Annotated in this window: 17 protein-coding genes; 13 read left to right on the plus strand and 4 right to left on the minus strand. The window is 51.0% G+C overall.

Annotation, left to right across the window (positions count from 1 at the left end; translation table 11 throughout):
- Positions 1 to 94: 94 nt before the first annotated feature.
- From serC to serA, 3 genes are read right to left on the minus strand one after another with little or no spacing between them, the layout of a single operon-like run.
- Complete coding sequence (gene serC / locus C508_RS0101565; RefSeq protein ID WP_018701774.1) at positions 95 to 1,183, minus strand: 3-phosphoserine/phosphohydroxythreonine transaminase; 1,089 nt, start codon at positions 1,181 to 1,183, stop codon at positions 95 to 97.
- 21 nt (positions 1,184 to 1,204) lie between these two features.
- Entirely contained in the window at positions 1,205 to 1,954 is a 750-nt protein-coding gene (locus tag C508_RS0101570) for a DUF1015 family protein (protein WP_018701775.1), read from the minus strand.
- Between the two features lie 9 nt (positions 1,955 to 1,963).
- The gene (gene serA / locus C508_RS0101575; RefSeq protein WP_026319291.1) at positions 1,964 to 3,550 is read right to left on the minus strand and encodes a phosphoglycerate dehydrogenase; all 1,587 of its coding nucleotides are present in this window, start codon (positions 3,548 to 3,550) and stop codon (positions 1,964 to 1,966) included.
- Positions 3,551 to 4,137: 587 nt separating this feature from the next.
- Between serA and C508_RS0101580 the strand changes: the two genes are divergently transcribed.
- The 10 genes from C508_RS0101580 to C508_RS0101625 all read left to right on the plus strand — a co-directional run bounded on the left by C508_RS0101580 (position 4,138) and on the right by C508_RS0101625 (position 11,725).
- A complete protein-coding gene (locus C508_RS0101580; RefSeq protein ID WP_018701777.1) occupies positions 4,138 to 5,004 on the plus strand; it encodes an NAD(P)/FAD-dependent oxidoreductase in 867 nt (288 codons plus the stop codon).
- Between the two features lie 227 nt (positions 5,005 to 5,231).
- Entirely contained in the window at positions 5,232 to 5,417 is a 186-nt protein-coding gene (locus C508_RS0101585) for a hypothetical protein (protein ID WP_155836728.1), read from the plus strand.
- Complete coding sequence (locus tag C508_RS17550; RefSeq protein WP_018701779.1) at positions 5,396 to 5,986, plus strand: DUF3793 family protein; 591 nt, start codon at positions 5,396 to 5,398, stop codon at positions 5,984 to 5,986. The genes C508_RS0101585 and C508_RS17550 overlap by 22 nt, the downstream gene beginning before the upstream one ends.
- On the plus strand, positions 5,964 to 6,671 hold the full coding sequence (locus C508_RS17555) for an HD-GYP domain-containing protein (protein WP_018701780.1): 708 nt from the start codon (positions 5,964 to 5,966) through the stop codon (positions 6,669 to 6,671). Before C508_RS17550 ends, C508_RS17555 begins: the two co-directional genes overlap by 23 nt.
- On the plus strand, positions 6,664 to 6,798 hold the full coding sequence (locus tag C508_RS20775; RefSeq protein ID WP_018701781.1) for a hypothetical protein: 135 nt from the start codon (positions 6,664 to 6,666) through the stop codon (positions 6,796 to 6,798). Before C508_RS17555 ends, C508_RS20775 begins: the two co-directional genes overlap by 8 nt.
- The gene (locus C508_RS17560; protein WP_018701782.1) at positions 6,795 to 7,058 is read left to right on the plus strand and encodes a FeoA family protein; all 264 of its coding nucleotides are present in this window, start codon (positions 6,795 to 6,797) and stop codon (positions 7,056 to 7,058) included. The genes C508_RS20775 and C508_RS17560 overlap by 4 nt, the downstream gene beginning before the upstream one ends.
- The gene (gene feoB / locus C508_RS0101610; protein ID WP_018701783.1) at positions 7,040 to 9,469 is read left to right on the plus strand and encodes a ferrous iron transport protein B; all 2,430 of its coding nucleotides are present in this window, start codon (positions 7,040 to 7,042) and stop codon (positions 9,467 to 9,469) included. The genes C508_RS17560 and feoB overlap by 19 nt, the downstream gene beginning before the upstream one ends.
- A 29-nt stretch (positions 9,470 to 9,498) precedes the next feature.
- The gene (locus C508_RS0101615; RefSeq protein ID WP_018701784.1) at positions 9,499 to 9,678 is read left to right on the plus strand and encodes a hypothetical protein; all 180 of its coding nucleotides are present in this window, start codon (positions 9,499 to 9,501) and stop codon (positions 9,676 to 9,678) included.
- Positions 9,675 to 10,736 (plus strand): GGDEF domain-containing protein, encoded by a 1,062-nt coding sequence (locus C508_RS19280; RefSeq protein ID WP_018701785.1) that lies wholly within the window; start codon positions 9,675 to 9,677, stop codon positions 10,734 to 10,736. Before C508_RS0101615 ends, C508_RS19280 begins: the two co-directional genes overlap by 4 nt.
- 32 nt (positions 10,737 to 10,768) lie before the next feature.
- On the plus strand, positions 10,769 to 11,725 hold the full coding sequence (locus C508_RS0101625) for a porin family protein (protein ID WP_156817553.1): 957 nt from the start codon (positions 10,769 to 10,771) through the stop codon (positions 11,723 to 11,725).
- Between the two features lie 86 nt (positions 11,726 to 11,811).
- Here the strand turns inward: C508_RS0101625 and C508_RS0101630 are convergent, their stop codons facing one another.
- Entirely contained in the window at positions 11,812 to 14,058 is a 2,247-nt protein-coding gene (locus tag C508_RS0101630) for a sensor domain-containing protein (RefSeq protein WP_018701787.1), read from the minus strand.
- Positions 14,059 to 14,396: 338 nt separating this feature from the next.
- On the opposite strand from C508_RS0101630, the gene C508_RS17570 reads away from it, so the two are divergent.
- The 3 genes from C508_RS17570 (at position 14,397) to C508_RS0101645 (ending at position 17,231) form a co-directional block, all read left to right on the plus strand.
- Positions 14,397 to 15,425 (plus strand): TIM barrel protein, encoded by a 1,029-nt coding sequence (locus tag C508_RS17570; RefSeq protein ID WP_018701788.1) that lies wholly within the window; start codon positions 14,397 to 14,399, stop codon positions 15,423 to 15,425.
- 31 nt (positions 15,426 to 15,456) lie between these two features.
- Positions 15,457 to 16,041 (plus strand): class I SAM-dependent methyltransferase, encoded by a 585-nt coding sequence (locus C508_RS0101640; RefSeq protein WP_018701789.1) that lies wholly within the window; start codon positions 15,457 to 15,459, stop codon positions 16,039 to 16,041.
- 122 nt (positions 16,042 to 16,163) lie between these two features.
- Positions 16,164 to 17,231 (plus strand): Glu/Leu/Phe/Val dehydrogenase dimerization domain-containing protein, encoded by a 1,068-nt coding sequence (locus C508_RS0101645; protein ID WP_018701790.1) that lies wholly within the window; start codon positions 16,164 to 16,166, stop codon positions 17,229 to 17,231.
- Positions 17,232 to 17,278: the final 47 nt, after the last annotated feature.

The raw sequence follows: 17,278 nt of genomic DNA on the forward strand, positions 1-17,278 counted from the left end.
TGAATCCAAGAAAGCAGGAGCTTATTTTAATAGGTAACCCTCTTTCGTATCCTCTCGTGACTCTCGCGACTCTTGTTCAATTTATTCGTTTTTCTTAGCCGTTTTTACGCTGGAATTCTTTCATGAAATCAGCCAGTGCTTGGCAGCCGGCTTGAGGCATGGCGTTATAGATGGAAGCGCGCAGGCCGCCGACGGAGCGATGGCCTTTGAGTCCGCCCAGGCCAGCAGCCGTAGCTTCGGCGACAAACTGCTTTTCGAGATCTTCTGACGGCAGGCGGAAGGTGACGTTCATTAAAGAACGGCTGTCTTTGTCTGCATGACCGCTGAAGAAGCCCGGAGCAGCGTCGATGACGTCGTATACCAGCTTGGCTTTGGCTTGATTGCGTTCGGCCATAGCGGTGAGGCCGCCGTTTTTCTTCAGCCATTTCAATACCAGGTGCACCATGTAGACCGAGAAAGCAGGCGGTGTGTTATAGAGGGAGTCTTTCTTGGCATGGATATCATAGCGCAGCATGGTAGGGATGTTTTTAGGGCAGCGTTCGATCATGTCTTGGCGCAGGATAACCAGAGTAACCCCTGCAGGCCCAAGGTTTTTTTGGGCTCCCGCATAGATCATGGCAAATTTGGTGGCGTCGAAGGGACGGCTGAGCATGTCCGAAGACATGTCGGCGATTAAGGGAACATCACCGAAGGTTGGGAATTGCTGCCATTCGGTACCGTAGATGGTATTGTTGGAAGTAATGTGTACATAGGCTGGCTTTTCGCTAAGCTTGATTTCTTCCATTTTAGGAATGCGTTTATAATTGCCGTCAGCCGTGGTGGCGGCGACATGGGTATTACCTAGAAGCTGCGCTTCTTTTAATGCTTTTTCCGACCAAGAACCGGTGAGAATGTAGTCGGCGGTAGCGCCCTGGGGCAGGAAGTTCATGGGAATAGCGGCAAACTGTGTGCTGGCGCCGCCTTGCAGGAAGAGGACGCGATAGTCGTCGCCGAGGCCGAGCAGTTCTTTGGTGTCGGCTTCCGCTTGGGTATTTACTTCTTCATAGGCTTTGGAACGATGGCTGATTTCCGTGATGGACATGCCGGTTCCCTTGTAGTTGAGGAAATCGGCTTGGGCTTCTTGGAGCACCTCCAAAGGCAGTACAGCCGGGCCGGCGTTAAAATTGAAAATACGATCGCTCATAGTAGAACCCTCCTTAAATATTTACAATAAGTGCAGAACTAAAGCGTCAAGAAAGCCAAAGGCTTCCGGCTTTTTTAGGTGAGGCGGCAGACCTGTCAACAGTACCGGGAAACATGTGCTTGTCGGCGGGCTGTTGGGCGCCAGTGCGGCTTGTCTTGCGGCGGCGATAAGGTGCGCTCCGGCGGCGATTTGAAGATTCGTGCCGGTAAGAATGGAGCGCAACGCGGCAATATCGTCGGCGTCGTCGATTACATACAGCGTATGATTATGTCCGTCAGGAGTAAAAAAATCATATGCTGCTGTACGGCTGGCGACAATGGCGCCAAGGAGCAGCTCGCTTTGGCGTGTTGCCGTATACGTCAGGACAGGCAGGCGAGTGTGGGCCTCAGTCGCTAAAATATGAGCCGCCTGCTCAGAGGCCAGGTTTTCGTTCACTGCTGGCAGGTCTAAGACGGTAGTCGTAGGCAACAGGCCAATCAGAGCAATTTGGGCTTCCTCTTCTGTGTGATGCTGGTATAAGTAGAGACAAGGAGCCGCGTCTTGTTGGAGCAGCCCTTGCTGCAGCAGTGCGTCCAGATTTTTGCGAGCTAGGTGATAACGTTGATCATCACCGAAAGCGTCGCTGCGCGTTACCCGCAAAAAACTGAGCGGATGTGTTTGCGTTTCGTGGCGAACGGCGGCAGCGTCAAGTTCCTGCGCCGGCGGCGCCGCGATAGCGGCTGCCGCCTCCGGCAGGGGACGAACGCCGGCAAATGCTTGTAAATCTATCATCGCAGCGGCTTAGCGGGCGTCGAAGTTGATCAGCTTAGCGTCATAAATGCCGTCGATGCCTTTGAGTTTGAGTAGAACTGCATTAGGAACATCGCTGTCAACGCCCAGCACCATAATGCTGGTACCTTCTACTTCGGTCAGTCCCACTTGCATGCTGGAAATGTTGACGCCTTCTTCACCCAACATGGTGCCGACCTTGCCGATGATACCGGGGCGGTTGACGTGGGGGCAAGTCAAGAGCCAGCCGCCGGGCTGTACGTCCACGCGGTAGCCGTCGATCATCACGATGCGCGCTTCCGCTTTGCCGAAGAGCGTGCCGGAGACGCTATGCTCGCCTTTGTCTGTAACTAGGCGAACGGTAATGAGATTGGCGAAATTGGCTGCTTCTTTAGTTTTGATTTCCTTGACTTCGATGTTGCGGGCTTTAGCCAGGCCAGGGGCGTTGACGTAGTTGATGGCTTCTTGCAGGATGGGATTCAGGCAGCCTTTCAGTACGCCAGTTGTCAGCATGCGGGTGTCCACATCGCCGATATCGCCGTTATACTCGATTTGAATTCCCGTCATGCGTCCTTCAGCCAAATGTACTGCCAGGCAGCCCATGCGTTCGGCCAGATTGAGGTAAGGACGGAGCTTTTTGAGAACATGCGCCGGGATGGCGGCCATGTTAACGGCAGTAGTGACGGGTTCGCCTTTTAGTGCGGCAACAATGCCGTGCGCCACATCGACGGCTACGCCGACTTGGGCTTCTACGGTAGAGGCGCCTAAGTGAGGCGTTACAATGACGTTAGGCAGGCCGATGAGCGGATTGCCCTCCTGGATAGGCTCACTTTCAAAAACGTCGATGGCAGCGCCGGCGACAATACCTTCCTTTACGGCTGCCGCCAAATCAGCTTCATTAATGACGCCGCCTCTAGCGCAGTTGACGATGCGAACGCCTTTTTTCATTTTGGCGAAAACGTCTTTGGTGATTAGGTTTTTCGTTTGGTTGGTTTTCGGCAAGTGCAAGGTGATGAAATCCGCTTGGGCGAAAATTTCATCCATCTCGGCTACTTCAATGCCCAAAGCCTGGGCGGCTTCGACATTGATGAAGGGATCGTACGCAAGAACGCGCATTTCCAAAGCCAGGGCGCGTTTGGCTACGCCGGTGCCGATGCGGCCAAGACCCAGAATGCCCAGCGTTTTGCCGCGCAGCTCGACGCCCATGAACTTGCCCCGTTCCCATTTGCCTTCCTGCATGGTGGCATGAGCTTGGGGAATGTTGCGGGCCATGGACATCATCATGGCGACGGAATGTTCGGTGGCAGCCATGGTGTTGCCTTCGGGCGCATTGAGAACGATGACGCCTTTTTTGGTGGCGTATTCAACATCAATGTTGTCGACGCCGACGCCGGCGCGACCAATAACCTTCAGTTTTACCGCCGCATCCAGAACCGGAGCGGTGACTTTGGTTTCGCTGCGCACAACCAGCGCATCATATTCAGGGATAATACGAATGAGTTCCTCTACAGGCAGTTTAGTTTTTACATCCACTTCAAATTGCTCTTTCAGCAGAGCTACGCCTTTTTCCGAAACCGGATCGCTAACAAGTACTTTCATCATGATTGAACCCCTCCAAATTTAAATTTATAGTTTCTGAGATAAAAAAAATAATCCCGCCCCCGTGAAGGGGCGGGATTGATTCCCGCGTTGCCACCCAACTTGTGTCGCGTTTTCCTAGGTTAAAACAGCGACCACCTCGAACCGCTTTAACGGGCGGAACCCGTACTGACTCTTCGTCAGACACTTCCGGGCGGAACCATGCGTCTCATCCTCCGGCTCGCAGCAACCGCCGGTTTTCTGGGCGACAAGGACAACAGGCTTCCCGTGCATCGTGTTTTCTGTATGCAAGACCATTGGCCTTATTATAAGATGCTCTCGTGAAGAAAGTCAAGTGTATTTTTGAAAAAAACATCAAAAACTTGATACAACAAATTACCATATAGACCCCGCTTGAGGGTCGGCTTTGTAAACTTTATGCTTGGTAACTGCAGAAAGAAGGGGAAGAAAGAAATAGAAAGGGAAAGGTCTTTTGATTCTATAGAGAAGGATTCTCGTTGCGCAGTCGCGAAGTAACTATAGGAAAAGAACAATTATGAAAAAGAAAAAGATTTCTATACAATAAGTAGCCCAAGGAGGGAAAACAAATGGAAAAAAAAGTGTATGACGTAGCCGTAGTTGGCGGCGGCCCGGCGGGACTTTCGGCAGCGCTGACAGCTCGGGTTCGCAATAAAAGCGTTGTGATTTTTGAGCATATGGGATTTAGCGCTAAACTCCAGCGGGCGGCGGACGTTCCGAATTACCTGGGATTGCCGAATTTGAGCGGTAAAGAGCTGATGGAGCGTATGGCGGAGCATTGTCTGGCTGCCGGTCCAGAGCTGGTAAAAGAAAAAGTGACGCAAATTTTTCCGGGAGATGTATTTACGCTGTTGACGCCGCAGGATGTGTATGAAGCCAAAACGGTCATTTTAGCCATCGGCGTGTCCCCAGCGGAGCTTTTAGCCGGTGAAAAAGGTTTGCTTGGTCAGGGCGTCAGCTATTGCGCTACCTGTGACGGTATGTTGTACCGGGAAAAAGAAGTAGCTGTTGTGGCTTATGCCGCCGAGGCGGAGCACGAAGCTGCTTTTTTAAGCGAAATTTGCAGTAAGGTTCTTTATTTTCCTCAGTACAAGCCGGTGGGTTCGTTGCCGCCGAATGTGCAAATTTGCAGCGGTAAGCCGAAAGGCGTGGCGGCAAAGGAAGAGCGTTTTGTTCTCCAGCACACGAAAGGGCAGGTTGAGGCGGATGGGATTTTTATTTTAAGAGAGACCGACCCAGTGGAAAATTTGCTGGCGGAGATAGAACTTTGCAAAGATGCGATTAAAGTCTCGCATACGCAGAAAACCTCAGTTCCCGGCGTGTTTGCCGCTGGCGACTGCACAGGCAAGCCATGGCAGATTACGGTAGCTGTAGGTGAAGGGAATGCGGCGGCTCATGCGGCGATTTCTTATTTAGCGGCGAAAGAGAAAGTCTAAGCTGATTGGTGATAATAAATTTCAATTAGATGTTGACAAAGGACAGGCAGTTTTGTAAAATCTACTTGAAAATAATTATCAAACTCATAAGCAACAAGCTTCACAAAACAAATTTTTCTTGCAATGTAGCGAGAAAATCGTTTTAAGAGGACCAAGAGTCCCGAAGTGTGTTTTTGGCATGCTTCGGGACTCTTGTTTTAGGTACGGAAGGAGCAAAGAGAGCGGCTATGGAGGAATTACGGTGTTTATGCTGCAAAAAACTGCTGGGGCGCGGTCTGGTGCGCTGTGTAGAATTTAAATGCAGCCGTTGCGGCTGCGTACAGGTTTTTTGTGAAAAACCGCCGGAAAAAGCGGCAGGCGAAATCGTTCAATGCGGAGAGGGGATGTGCGCATGGAAAGTGGCGGGGAAATGAAGCAATTAGCTTCCTGGCTGGCGGTGGAATTGGCGCCGACTTTGGCTGGCGAAAAGGAAGCTACGATTTTATGTCTCCGGGACAATCGTCAGCGACCGCTTTGGACGTGGTGGCGTCGTCACCACTGGAGTGTTTTGAGAGGATTGCCTTTGCAGTGGCGGGTATTGCGTCTATGGGATAATGGCGCGGTGCTGTTCTTTTTTCGACCGGAAGTGTTGGAGGCTTGCTTTCAGCGGTCCGAGCATGCAGCACTGCTCCGCTATTGCGGCTATGACCCCGAGGCTTCCTTAGCTAAGCAGCTAGATCGCTTGACTCTTCGTTTTCAGCAGGAAGTACCGCATGAAATGGGTTTGTTTTTAGGCATTCCGTTAAAAGATGTATTGGGATTTATGGGATTAAGCCAAGAGGACCGCAGCGCCGGAGGCCTTTGGCATGTATATGGAGATCCGAAGCCGTCCCTAGAGCGTATGCAGCGTTGGGAGCGTCTGAGAGAGCGCGCCAAGGAATTATTGCGGCGCGGCTTGCCGGATGTGGAGGTATTGCAATATGCTCTTTGCCTCGGGCGATGAAAACGGGAACGACTTTGGCGGGGGCGTCGTTGAGTGCGTAGTAAGGGAACTGACGGAAGCGTTGGCCAGCGCCATTGACGCAAAAGACGGCAATACGTATGGGCACTCCCATCGTGTAGGAGAACTGGCTATGGCGTTGGGGAAGAATTTGAATCTGGACGCAGCGCAACTGGCGGAATTGCAGGTAGCGGCTCATTTACATGACGTGGGAAAAATAGGTATTCCTGATGCAATTTTAAATAAGGCAGCGCGCTTGACGGCGGAAGAATTTGCGGTTGTACAACGGCATCCGGTGATTGGCTGGCAAATTTTGCGGCGGATTAGTTCATTTCAACAGGTGGCGCGTATTGTAAGGCATCATCATGAACGTTTTGACGGGGCTGGTTACCCGGACGGACTTCGCGGGACAGATATTCCGCTAGCCAGTCGACTTATTGCGGTGGCGGATTCCTATGACGCCATGACTAGTGCGCGTTCGTATCGAAAAGCGGTTTCTCCCAAAGAGGCTTGGCAAGAGTTATGTCGGTGCAGTGGCAGCCAGTTTGATCCGGAAGCCGTGAAAGCGTTTCGACCGGCTGTACAAAGAGCAAAAGAATGGCGTTCGTATCCTGCGGATCATCTTTTTTTTGCCATAAGAAGTGAGAATGATTATCTTAATCAGAGAAAGAGGTATAGTGATGTCTGATAGTAAGAAAGAGTTTCCAAAGCATAAATCCGAGTGCGCTTGCGGCGGGAATTGCGGCGGGCATGGTTGCGGACATCGCTGCGCCTGCAGGCAGAGGCAAGAAGAAAAAGGGGGCGAAAAACAATGACCAAAGAATTGCACCTGCTTCAACCGGGTGAGAAGGGGATCGTTGTAGCCGTGAAAGGCGGCGGCGCTATTAAACGCCGTATTGTGGATATGGGAATGGTAAGCGGTACGGCTGTGGAAGTTTGCAAATTTGCGCCGCTAGGAGATCCTATGGAAATTAAAGTCAAAGGCTGCAATTTATCGCTACGCAAGCGTGAAGCGGCGTTTATTTTCGTAGAACTGGAAAATGAGGAGGCTTCAAGGTGCACGAAGAACGATTGACAATTGCCTTGGCAGGCAATCCCAACGCGGGAAAAACTACGGTATTTAATGCTCTTACCGGGGCGCGGCAGCATGTAGGGAATTATCCCGGAGTGACGGTGGAAAAGAAGGAAGGCTATTGCCGGATTGGTTCGCGGGAGGCGGTACTGGTTGATTTGCCAGGTACATACAGCCTGACAGCCTATTCTTTAGAAGAAGTGGTGGCGCGAAATTTCATCGTTCAAGATAAGCCGGACGTAGTAATTGATGTAGCTGATGCGGCGAATCTGGAGAGGCACTTGTATCTAACACTGCAGTTATTGGAACTGGAGCGGCCCTTGGTGCTGGCCCTCAACATGGCGGATATGGCGGAAAAACAAGGGCTGGTATATGACCTAAAAGCCTTGTCGGCAAAGTTAGGAGTACCTGTGGTGCCTACGGTAGGGCGTCAGGAGCAGGGGATGGATGCGTTGTTGGCGGCTGTGGAAAAAACAGCCGCCATAGAAAATGCAGGCGTCCGTGTTGAGTATGGGGAGCAAGTGGAACACGTTCTGGGAAGGCTTGGCGCCAAACTGGCAGATATGGATTCTCCCTTTCCAACGCGGTGGCTTGCCGTAAAACTCTTAGAAGGCGATGACGATGTCATGGCGCAGCTTCGCTTGCTTCCAGGCGGAGAAGAGCTGGTGATAGAGGCGGCGCGCCAGCAGCGAGAGCTGCAAATTGCGCTTAAAGAGGATGTCGATATTTATATAGCCGGCTGCCGGTATCGCAAAGCAGGGGAAGTATACCACGCTTGCTTGAAGCAAGACCGAAAAGAAACCCGTACGCTTTCGGATCGCATTGACAGCATTGTAACGCACCGTGTCTTGGGGCTGCCGATTTTCTTTGCACTTATGTGGCTTTTATTTAATTTAGTCTTTACGTTGGGCGCGGTCCCTAAAGACATGCTGGATGCCGGCGTAAAGGTGTTGAGTGAAACGGTAGGGGCGGCGCTGCCGGAAGGGAATTTACGTTCTTTGTTGGTAGACGGCATGATTGGCGGCGTAGGAAGCGTTATCAGCTTCTTGCCGGATATTCTCTTATTGTTCTTTGCCATTGCCTTGCTGGAGGATTCCGGCTATATGGCGCGCGCGGCTTTTGTCATGGATCGGGTCATGCGCGGCTTTGGCCTGCATGGCAAGTCGTTTATCCCCATGTTGTTGGGCTTTGGATGTAATGTATCGGCGGTAATGGCTTCGCGGACGTTAGAAAATGAAAAAGACCGCTATATTACCATTTTGGTATCGCCCCTCATGAGCTGCAGCGCCAGACTGCCGGTGTATACATTGCTGATCGGCGCTTTTTTCACAGAGGATATGGCGGGAACCGTATTATTTGGCATTTATGTTTTAGGCATTGCCTTGGCTATCGGAATGGCTTTCTTGTTTCGGAAAACATTATTTCCGGGCGATACGGAGCCTTTTGTTATGGAAATGCCTCCGTATCATCTGCCGACACTGCGCAGTGTGATGACCCATATGTGGGAACGCAGTATGATCTATTTGCGTAAAGCAGGCACGATTATTTTAGCAGCTTCGATTTTGGTGTGGTTCGGTGTGAATTATCCTCAAAATGAGGATGTCAACAGCAAGTATGAAGCCTTGCAAGCGGCTCTGGAAACGCGCTATGAAGAGCAGATTCAAGAGCAGGTGCTGCTACCGCTGGGGATAACAGCTGTTGAGGAAAATGAAGAATTTAATGCGCTGGTAGAAGAGCTGTCTGCAGCTGAAGAGGCTGAAGACGAAGGCTCTGAGAAAGCTACTGCTGATGGAAACAGTATCGATGAAAAAGACGCTGGTGAAAAGGAGGCCGAAATTGCGGAATCTGCTGGCGAAACGGGCGATTCTGCGACGCAGGACGCTGATAAAGCGGCTCCCAAAACGTTCAGTAAAGAAAAACTATCGTCCTTTGCTGCACAATACGTCTTGCTGAAAAAAGAGGCGGATGAAGCAAAAGGGAAGTTGGAAAAAGAAAAATCCACGGAGCTCTTGGCGCAAAGCTATGCAGGCTCCTTGGGACATGCTATTGAGCCTGTAATTAAGCCGCTTGGTTTTGATTGGAAGATCGGCGTAGGCTTGTTCAGCGCCTTTGCCGCAAAAGAGGTTATGGTGAGCACCTTGGCGACGATTTACAGCGTGGAGGCCAGTGATGAAGAAATGGCGCCGCTCCAAGAAGTGTTGGCGGCGGATCCGTCCTTTAGCCCGCTGATAGCGCTGTCGCTGATGGTTTTCTGCCTGATTTACTCGCCGTGCCTGGCCACGGTGGCGGTAATCAAGAGGGAAATGAATTCATGGAAGTGGGCTGGATTTAGCGTGGCTTATTCCATGACCTTGGCTTGGCTTATGGCGTTTATCGTTTACCAGGGTGGTTTATTGCTTGGATTTGGCGGCTAGAGGCTTCTTGAGAGAAAGAAGGAAAGACTATGAATGACTTGCTGGTATATCTAATCGGCGCAGGGGCGGCGGCGTACTTTGCCTGGATTGGCGTACGCAAGATTCGGGGTGAAGATGGCTGCGCTTGCGCACGGTCCGACGTAAACAAAGGCGGTTGCAGCGGCGGATGCAGCGGTTGCAGTCAAAGTTTTGGAGAAAAACATTTGTGACCGGGCGGGGCAAGCTTCGCCTGCTTTGCCTGGTCACAGGCCTAGGACCGCTAGTTCTTTTCTATTTCTTGGCGGGCGGCATGCTGCGAGAGCATCGGGCATTGGAATCAGCCTTTTCCTTGGCTGTGGCTGCGGCTTGCTTAGCGGCTGCTATTGCCGCTTCAATAGGCGTTCCATGGCTTTGGGGACAGGCGCTGGCGCGCATACACGCTTGGTGTGAACAGGTGAAAAAAGGGGAGCTCGCCGATTTGCCGGCGCTCCCTAACGAGATGGCGGATACCGCCGATGAAGATGATTTACTCCGGTTGTCGCGTGATTTGCAATGGATGATTCGGAGAATTCGTCTGCGTGAACAGGAACTCAACCGACGGACAGTGGATTTGGAAGAAGCCTATCGGCGAATGCGGGAGCTGGCCTTAATGGACCCGCTTACCGGTTTGTCTAATCGTCGGCACTTTTTTGAGCACTTGCAGGTAGAGCTTCCTGTAGCCAAAGATTGCAGTCGTCCCCTGTCTTTGCTGATCTTGGATATTGATTATTTCAAAAAGATTAACGATACCTACGGTCATCCGGGCGGCGATTGCGTACTAAAAGGCATGGGGAAATTATTGTCCGAAGCGGTATCGCCTAGAGAAATGGCGGCCCGCATAGGAGGGGAAGAATTTGCTGTGATTTTACCGGGCGTTAGTGCGGAGGAAGCAGCGCGCAAGGCCTTGGAGATCTTACAAAAAGTTCGCCGTCATTGCTTTTTATACCAAGGCGTACGCATTGAAGGCGTCACTGTTTCCATCGGCTTGCATACACTGCAAAAAGGAGAGGAATGCCAAGCAGATCCCTTTTTGTTGGGGGCGGATAAAGCGCTGTATCAAGCGAAGCGGGACGGACGTAACTGCGTATATTGCTGCGCTCGCTCGTCCGGTACACCGGTGAGTTTAGAAGAGTGGCAAAAACGCAAAGAAAAACAAAATGAGCGTGAAGAATTACGGGAAAACGAGCGGCTTAGTCAAGGGCTTGCGCGGCGTTGCTGCAGAGAGCGACAGATTGGCGGAGGCAGCTAAACATGATAGAGAAAGAGAAGTGAAGAATGTTTATGAAGCAGTGGATTGCTATGTTGGCGGCAGGAACGGTGTTGACGACTTCGTCAATGGCATTGGCGGCGGAACCAGTGAAATTCAGCGGCGATGTGACGGTCAAGTATGAGAAAGATACGGCCGAGGGCGCAGAGGATGTATCCGGGACGATGAGTACCGTGCGTTTAAAAGGAGAAGTAGATCTTGGTACGGGCTGGTCTTTGTACGCTCGATTTGGGGCGCAGTATGCTACCCAGCCAGGGCTGGCGGACTATAACACGGATTCCGCCGTATACGGAGATAAAAAATCCGTTATGGCGATAGACCAGTTCGGTTTTACCCGCCAGGCCGGTGATATGGCGCTGAAAATAGGGCGGCAAGATGTGACCATAGGCACAACCGCTCTCTTATATAGTCGCTCGGAATCGAATATTGGCAAACGCGCTTTTGTCGATGGCATAACCGCGGTTGGGACGATGAAAGGTTTAGATATCAGCGCGGTCGTAGTACAAGAGGATAATGCGGGAGATCAGGATAATCGTATTTATGCCATTCGCACAGGATTTCAAAGGGAGAAGCCATTTCAATGGGGCATGACGTTAGGTCGTTACCAAGATAGCGCGGAAGGGAGTACGAATCACTGGGCCTTGGACGGGACGTATACAGCCGGAAAGCATAAGTGGACAGCGGAATATACTCAGTCTAATCGTAGTAGTGAAAATCACGCCTATGCAGCGACGTGGGAATATGGTTTTGATGATAAAACATCGGTATATCTGACCGGTTTCCGGGTGGAAGCCAACGGCGATATGGGGAAACAGAGCGATTTTGATAACAATAATCGCGGGTTATACTATGGGGTTAAACATCAATTAAGCAAAAATAACTCTTTGGAGCTGGTTTACAAAGACCAAAAAGCGCTTGATAGCGGGCAAAACAATACCAAATTAGAAGCGACTTTTACGCAGAGTTTTTAAATAAAACTGCGGCGCATAAAACAAAAAGAGCCAAGATCGGCCGGGATTTTTCCGGCTGATCTTGGCTTTGGCGCTTGGTAATTGAGTTAGCTGGCCTCGTCTGCAGCGTTGCTTGGCTCTACGGGAGGCAAAGAAAAAGCTTGCGTTTTGAGGTGCGACTTTTGCTGGAATTCCTGCAAAGCGCTTTGGGGCAGCGGCTTGCTGAAAAAATAGCCTTGAAAGTACTCGCAGCCGTTTTGCAGCAGCAATTGCAGTTGTTCCGGACTTTCTACGCCTTCGGTAACAACCCGGTAACCCAGGAGTTTGGACATGTGAAGGAGCGAAGCGATGATCGGCTGTGTTTTACCTTGTGATGAGGTGATATCATCAATAAGAGATTTGTCGATTTTCAAAATGGAAATCGGCAGCTTTTGCAGGTAGGTAAAGGAAGAATAACCGGTGCCGAAATCATCCAGGGCGATAGAGACGCCGTGATCTCGGAGTTGACTTAGCAAAGCCACATTCTTTTCTGTATCAGTCATCATAACGCTTTCGGTGATTTCCAGGGTGAGACAATTTGCGGGCAGATTGCTTTGTTCTAAAATGGAACGGACCAGATTAACAAAGCCGGGGGCGGCTAATTGACGAACCGATACATTGACGGAAATATTAAGATATTCGCCGTGTTGCTGTTGAAACTGCGTGGAGATTCGGCAAGCTTCGCGGAGCGTCCATTCGCCAATGGAAAGAATGAGGTTCGATTCTTCTACCAAAGGAATAAATTCACTGGGAGAAATGAGGCCCAGCGACGGACTTTTCCAGCGCAGCAACACTTCATAGCCGTAAATGCGCTCTTGCTGTTCGATTATCTGGTAAATGGGCTGAAAGGCAAGCGAAAATTCTTGATTTCGAAAGGCATGATTTAAGCCCTCTTTCAATACGTGGCGGCGAATATTCTTTTTTTGCAAGGTCGGTTCATAGCGGCAGAAAGTCGATTTTCCCATTTCCTTAGCGTGATGCAACGCCAGACTTGCCTTTTGGATTAGCTCGTGAGCTGTTTCTGCGGTAGCGGAGGTCGGCGCGAAGCCCCCTTTGGCGCTGATAAAAAAGGAACCAAAGGTGGTTTCTAGAAAGATGTTTTTGAAGGAAGAACTGTACGTGGGAATTTTATTAGTCTCTACAGCGCCGCTGAAGAAGGCCAAAAATTCATCGGCTCCGGAACGTGCTAAAAGGGTACCGGGAGGAAAGAGGGCTTGCAGATGCTTGGCAAACTTAAGCAGATACTCATTTCCCTGTTCATAGCCGTAGATATCATTAATAACCTTGAAATCATCAATGTTGATAGATAGAAGAATTCCTTGCGAACCGGCGTTTAAAAGCTGTGACACCTTCTCGGTGAAGCCGCGGCGGTTGTATAGCTCGGTTACTTCATCATGGGTAGCCTGATAGTCGCGCTGCTTTAACGCGGTTATATCTGTTAAAAGACCGGTTGTGCGCAGCGGCAGACCATTTTTATTGCGCATAGTTTTGGCGCGTAGCGAGACCCAAAGCCAATTTCCCTGCGCATCCTTCATGCGATATTCATTTTCGTAAAGCATGGACGTTCCCTCAAGGTGCATCGCTAAGGATTGCACATGGGCCGCGATGTCTTCCGGGTGGATACGGCTGGCGTACAAATCTTTGGCTAAGACGCCGGAATATTGCTCTAAACCGAATTTTTTGAGCCAATTACGGGTAAGGCGAAACGACCCTGGCGCTTTGGCCCAATCAATGTCTAAAAGGCCAATGCCGGAGAACGACATGGCCAGGTGGAAGCGTTTTTCATCGACTCTCCGTCTTTCATTAGACTCATGGAGGCGCTTTTGCTGTTCTTGCAGGCGTTGCTCCAGCAGCAGCACCTTGGCGTGGACGGCGCGTACTTCTTGGCGAAAATCCGTAGTAGTCTCATGAGTCGGAGGGAGGAGGGGCAGCTTCTTAGAGATACCTACCAGAAGGCTATGATTTTGACTGGGAAAGAGACGCAAAGAGGTAATGGCCCAGGCTAAGGAGCCATCTTTTTGCAGCCAGGGGAATTCCAAGTCGGTTATAGGAGCGCCTTGGCTTAAAAGATCTTGGAGCTTTCGTTGATCTTCTTCTCGCAATAAGGAGAGAAGCGCGGAGGCGCTTTGGCCGATTAGTTCCGTGTGCTTTAAACCAGTTAGCTGGCAGAAAACATCATTGACCGCCAAAATGACGGAACGATTATTGCCTATTCGTTTAATGATGTAAATACCTAGGGAGGCTTCCTTCAGGAGCCACGAAAGTAAAATGTACTCGTTGTCTTTGGAAAGCGCGGCGTCTGGCAGCAGATTCATGGCAGCTCCTTTATGAAGAATTCTTGCATCAGCGTTCCTGCAGATTCTTTCTGCAAACGCTGGCGAGATACAGAGAAGTCCGGTTCTGCGCCATCCGTGGCTTCTTTTCTAGAAGGCTGCTAAGTTAGACTGGGAAAAATCCGCGTTGCACGGGTTTTTCAAGTGTATTTGGTTAGTATGAATTGGTTCGGCCTATTCGGATAAATTCCTTTAATCGTGGTACATTTTACACGATTCCCACAGTGCTGCGGCAAACAAGACTGTACGTTGACTTTTAAAACTTATTTTGCTAAGGTTATAACGATAATTACGCAGGCGATTTTAGAGAGGAGACCGGCATGCTGCAACTGATTAACACTTCAAGCTATGTTGACGATTGTGCAATGTGGCGCAGTTGGGGCGGCGGTCTGGAAGGCTTTCTAGCGGATCACGGCTTAGATGGGGTTGAAGCCTATTTAGGTGATGATTGGGATGATACGCAGCTGCCTGCAAAGCATATTTGCGGAGTGCATTTGCGCTTCTGGCCGGCATGGCTTGATTTTTGGCGTGGCGATGAAGCGGAAGTGTTGCGGCAGTTTGGCAGTTGGGAAAATGCCAAGCTCTATTACGGCGCTGATACTCCGGCGGGATGGTTGGCTGTTTGGCGGCGCAATTTGGCGCAGGCCGTGGCGGCGGGCGCTCATTATGTAGTTCTTCATGTGGCTCATGTGCGACAAGAAGAAACCGGTCATTGGCGGTTTTCCGCTAGTGATGAAGAGGTGGTAAACGCAACGCTGGAGTTGGTGCGCTTATTGGTGCAGGAACTGCCTGCGTCGGTAGCTCTTTTATTTGAAAATCTTTGGTGGCCTGGATTGCGGCTGACCCAGCCTCGTATGGCGGCCTTGCTTTTTGATGGTTTGGAGCGGGCTAATACTGGCATTATGCTTGATACAGGGCATTTAATGAATACCTGCCAAGAACTGCGCAATGAGCAAGAAGCAGTCGATTATGTGCTGCGTACGGTGGATTCCTTGGGAATCTATGCATCACGAGTGCGGGGGCTGCATCTGCATGCATCCTTGTCTGGCGAGTATGTGCGCCACAGCCGGCGCCGGGACATGAAAGTCAGCGACGTGGAAACCCTCTGGAAGCACGTGTCGGCCATTGATCAGCATCAGCCTTTTGGCAGCGAAGAAGCTGCGCGGTTGGTGCAACGCATTGGTCCGGCGTATACAGTGCATGAGTTTATCTACTCGTCATTAGAAGAAGTATCCAGGAAAGTAACTTGCCAGCAAGCGGCGTTAGCCGCCGGCGGTTTAGGAGAGCTTCCTTGGAAGCAGCGGGGTTGGTCGGCTCGGATGAGAGCGGCAGGCGCCGGGGTACGTTAAATGCTAGTTAGAAGCTTTGAGGAGCAAATTGATGAATCACCGGGAATTTTTTAACCAAATGGCCCCGCACTGGGATGAACAAGTGCGTCATGACGCCTGTAAGCTGTCGCGCATCGTGGGGGCGTTATCGTTGCAGCCGGGAGAGAGAGTTCTGGATATTGGCACAGGTACAGGAGTCATGCTGCCGTATTTGCGGCAAGCCTTGGGCATGCTGGGGGAGATAACCGCCGTTGACGTGGCGGAGGAAATGCTGGCGCGGGCTCGGGCGAAACACAGCGAATTGGCCTTGTTTTTGCAAGCGGATGCTGCCTTGCTGCCGCAGACGGAAAACAGTGTGGATGCGATTCTTTGTTATTCCGTATTCCCACATTTTGAGCAGCCGCAGACGGTGTTGCGTGAATTTTCCAGGGTGCTTCGTTCCGGCGGACGTTTAGTAGTGGCTCATGGCGAAAGTCGGGCGGCCATTAATGCGCTTCACGAAGGCTTGGAAACGGTGGGGCAAGATCGGCTGCCAGAAGCGGCTGTACTGTGCGCTTGGGGAGAAGAAGCCGGCTTTGAAGTAGAAGTGGCGGTCGATGACGAAGAGCTTTTTGTTCTATGTTTCCGCAAAAAATGAAACAAGAATTGTAAGAAAAACCGCTTTGGCGGTTTTTCTTTTTTTTCGCAGGAAATTGTGCGGCCGTTGTCCAATTATAGAGATGACAGTATTTTCCGACGTTTCGTGAAGGGGGCGGGATTATGCAGATCTTCGGTAAAATGGCGCGCGGCCAGTATGAACAGCTTGTGTTTTGTCATGAGCCCCAATCTGGATTAAAGGCGATTATTTGCATTCACGACACAACCTTGGGGCCAGGGCTGGGCGGTACGCGCATGTGGCCGTACGAGCACGAAGAAGACGCGATTCAAGATGCCCTGCGTCTGGCAAGGGGTATGACCTACAAAAATGCCGCTGCGGGCTTGAATCTGGGGGGCGCTAAGGCGGTTATTATCGGCGATCCGGCGAAAGACAAGAGCGAAGCCTTGTGGCGGGCGTTTGGCAGATTCGTACAAACTATGGGCGGCAGATATATTACCGCGGAAGACGTGGGGACGTCTCCAGCGGATATGGAATTTATTCACATGGAGACGAATTCGGTGGTAGGCCTTAAAAGCCGAGGTTCCAGCGGCGATCCGTCTCCTTTGACGGCGTTGGGCGTTTATCGGGGCATGCTGGCCTGCGCCAAAGAGGTTTGGGGTCAAGAAAGTTTGCGCGGCAAGACGGTAGCTGTGCAAGGTTTGGGGCATGTAGGGGCGGCGCTGTGTGATATTCTGCATAAGGAAGGCTGTAAATTAGTCGTAAGTGACGTGCAGGAAAAGAGAGTGCAGGCTGTTGTTGAAAAAATCGGAGCTCAAGCGGTGGCGGCGGAAGTCATTTATGATGTAGATTGTGATATTTTTGCGCCCTGTGCGTTGGGCGGCATTTTAAATGAACGGACCATAGAACGCTTACGCTGCCGAGTCGTGGCGGGGGCGGCTAATAACCAATTGCAAGAAGCGCATCATGGCGATCTGCTACAGCAGAAGGGCATATTGTACGCACCGGATTTTATCATTAATGCCGGCGGCGTTATCAATGTTTACGACGAGTTGCAGCCAGGCGGGTATCATCGAGATAGAGCCACGCGTCGAGTGGAAACCATTTATGAAAATATGGGACGCGTTTTAGCGATGGCCCGTAAAGAAAAATTGCCGCCTCATAAGGCGGCGGAACGGGTAGCCGAGGAACGCTTGCGCCAGATGCGCAATTTGCTGAAGCTGCGTTGTTAAGCGGACAAATTTTAAAAGGCACCGACGGCTAAGCGCTGTCGGTGCCT

The sequence above is a fragment of the Anaeromusa acidaminophila DSM 3853 genome, from assembly GCF_000374545.1.
GTDB lineage: Bacteria > Bacillota > Negativicutes > Anaeromusales > Anaeromusaceae > Anaeromusa > Anaeromusa acidaminophila.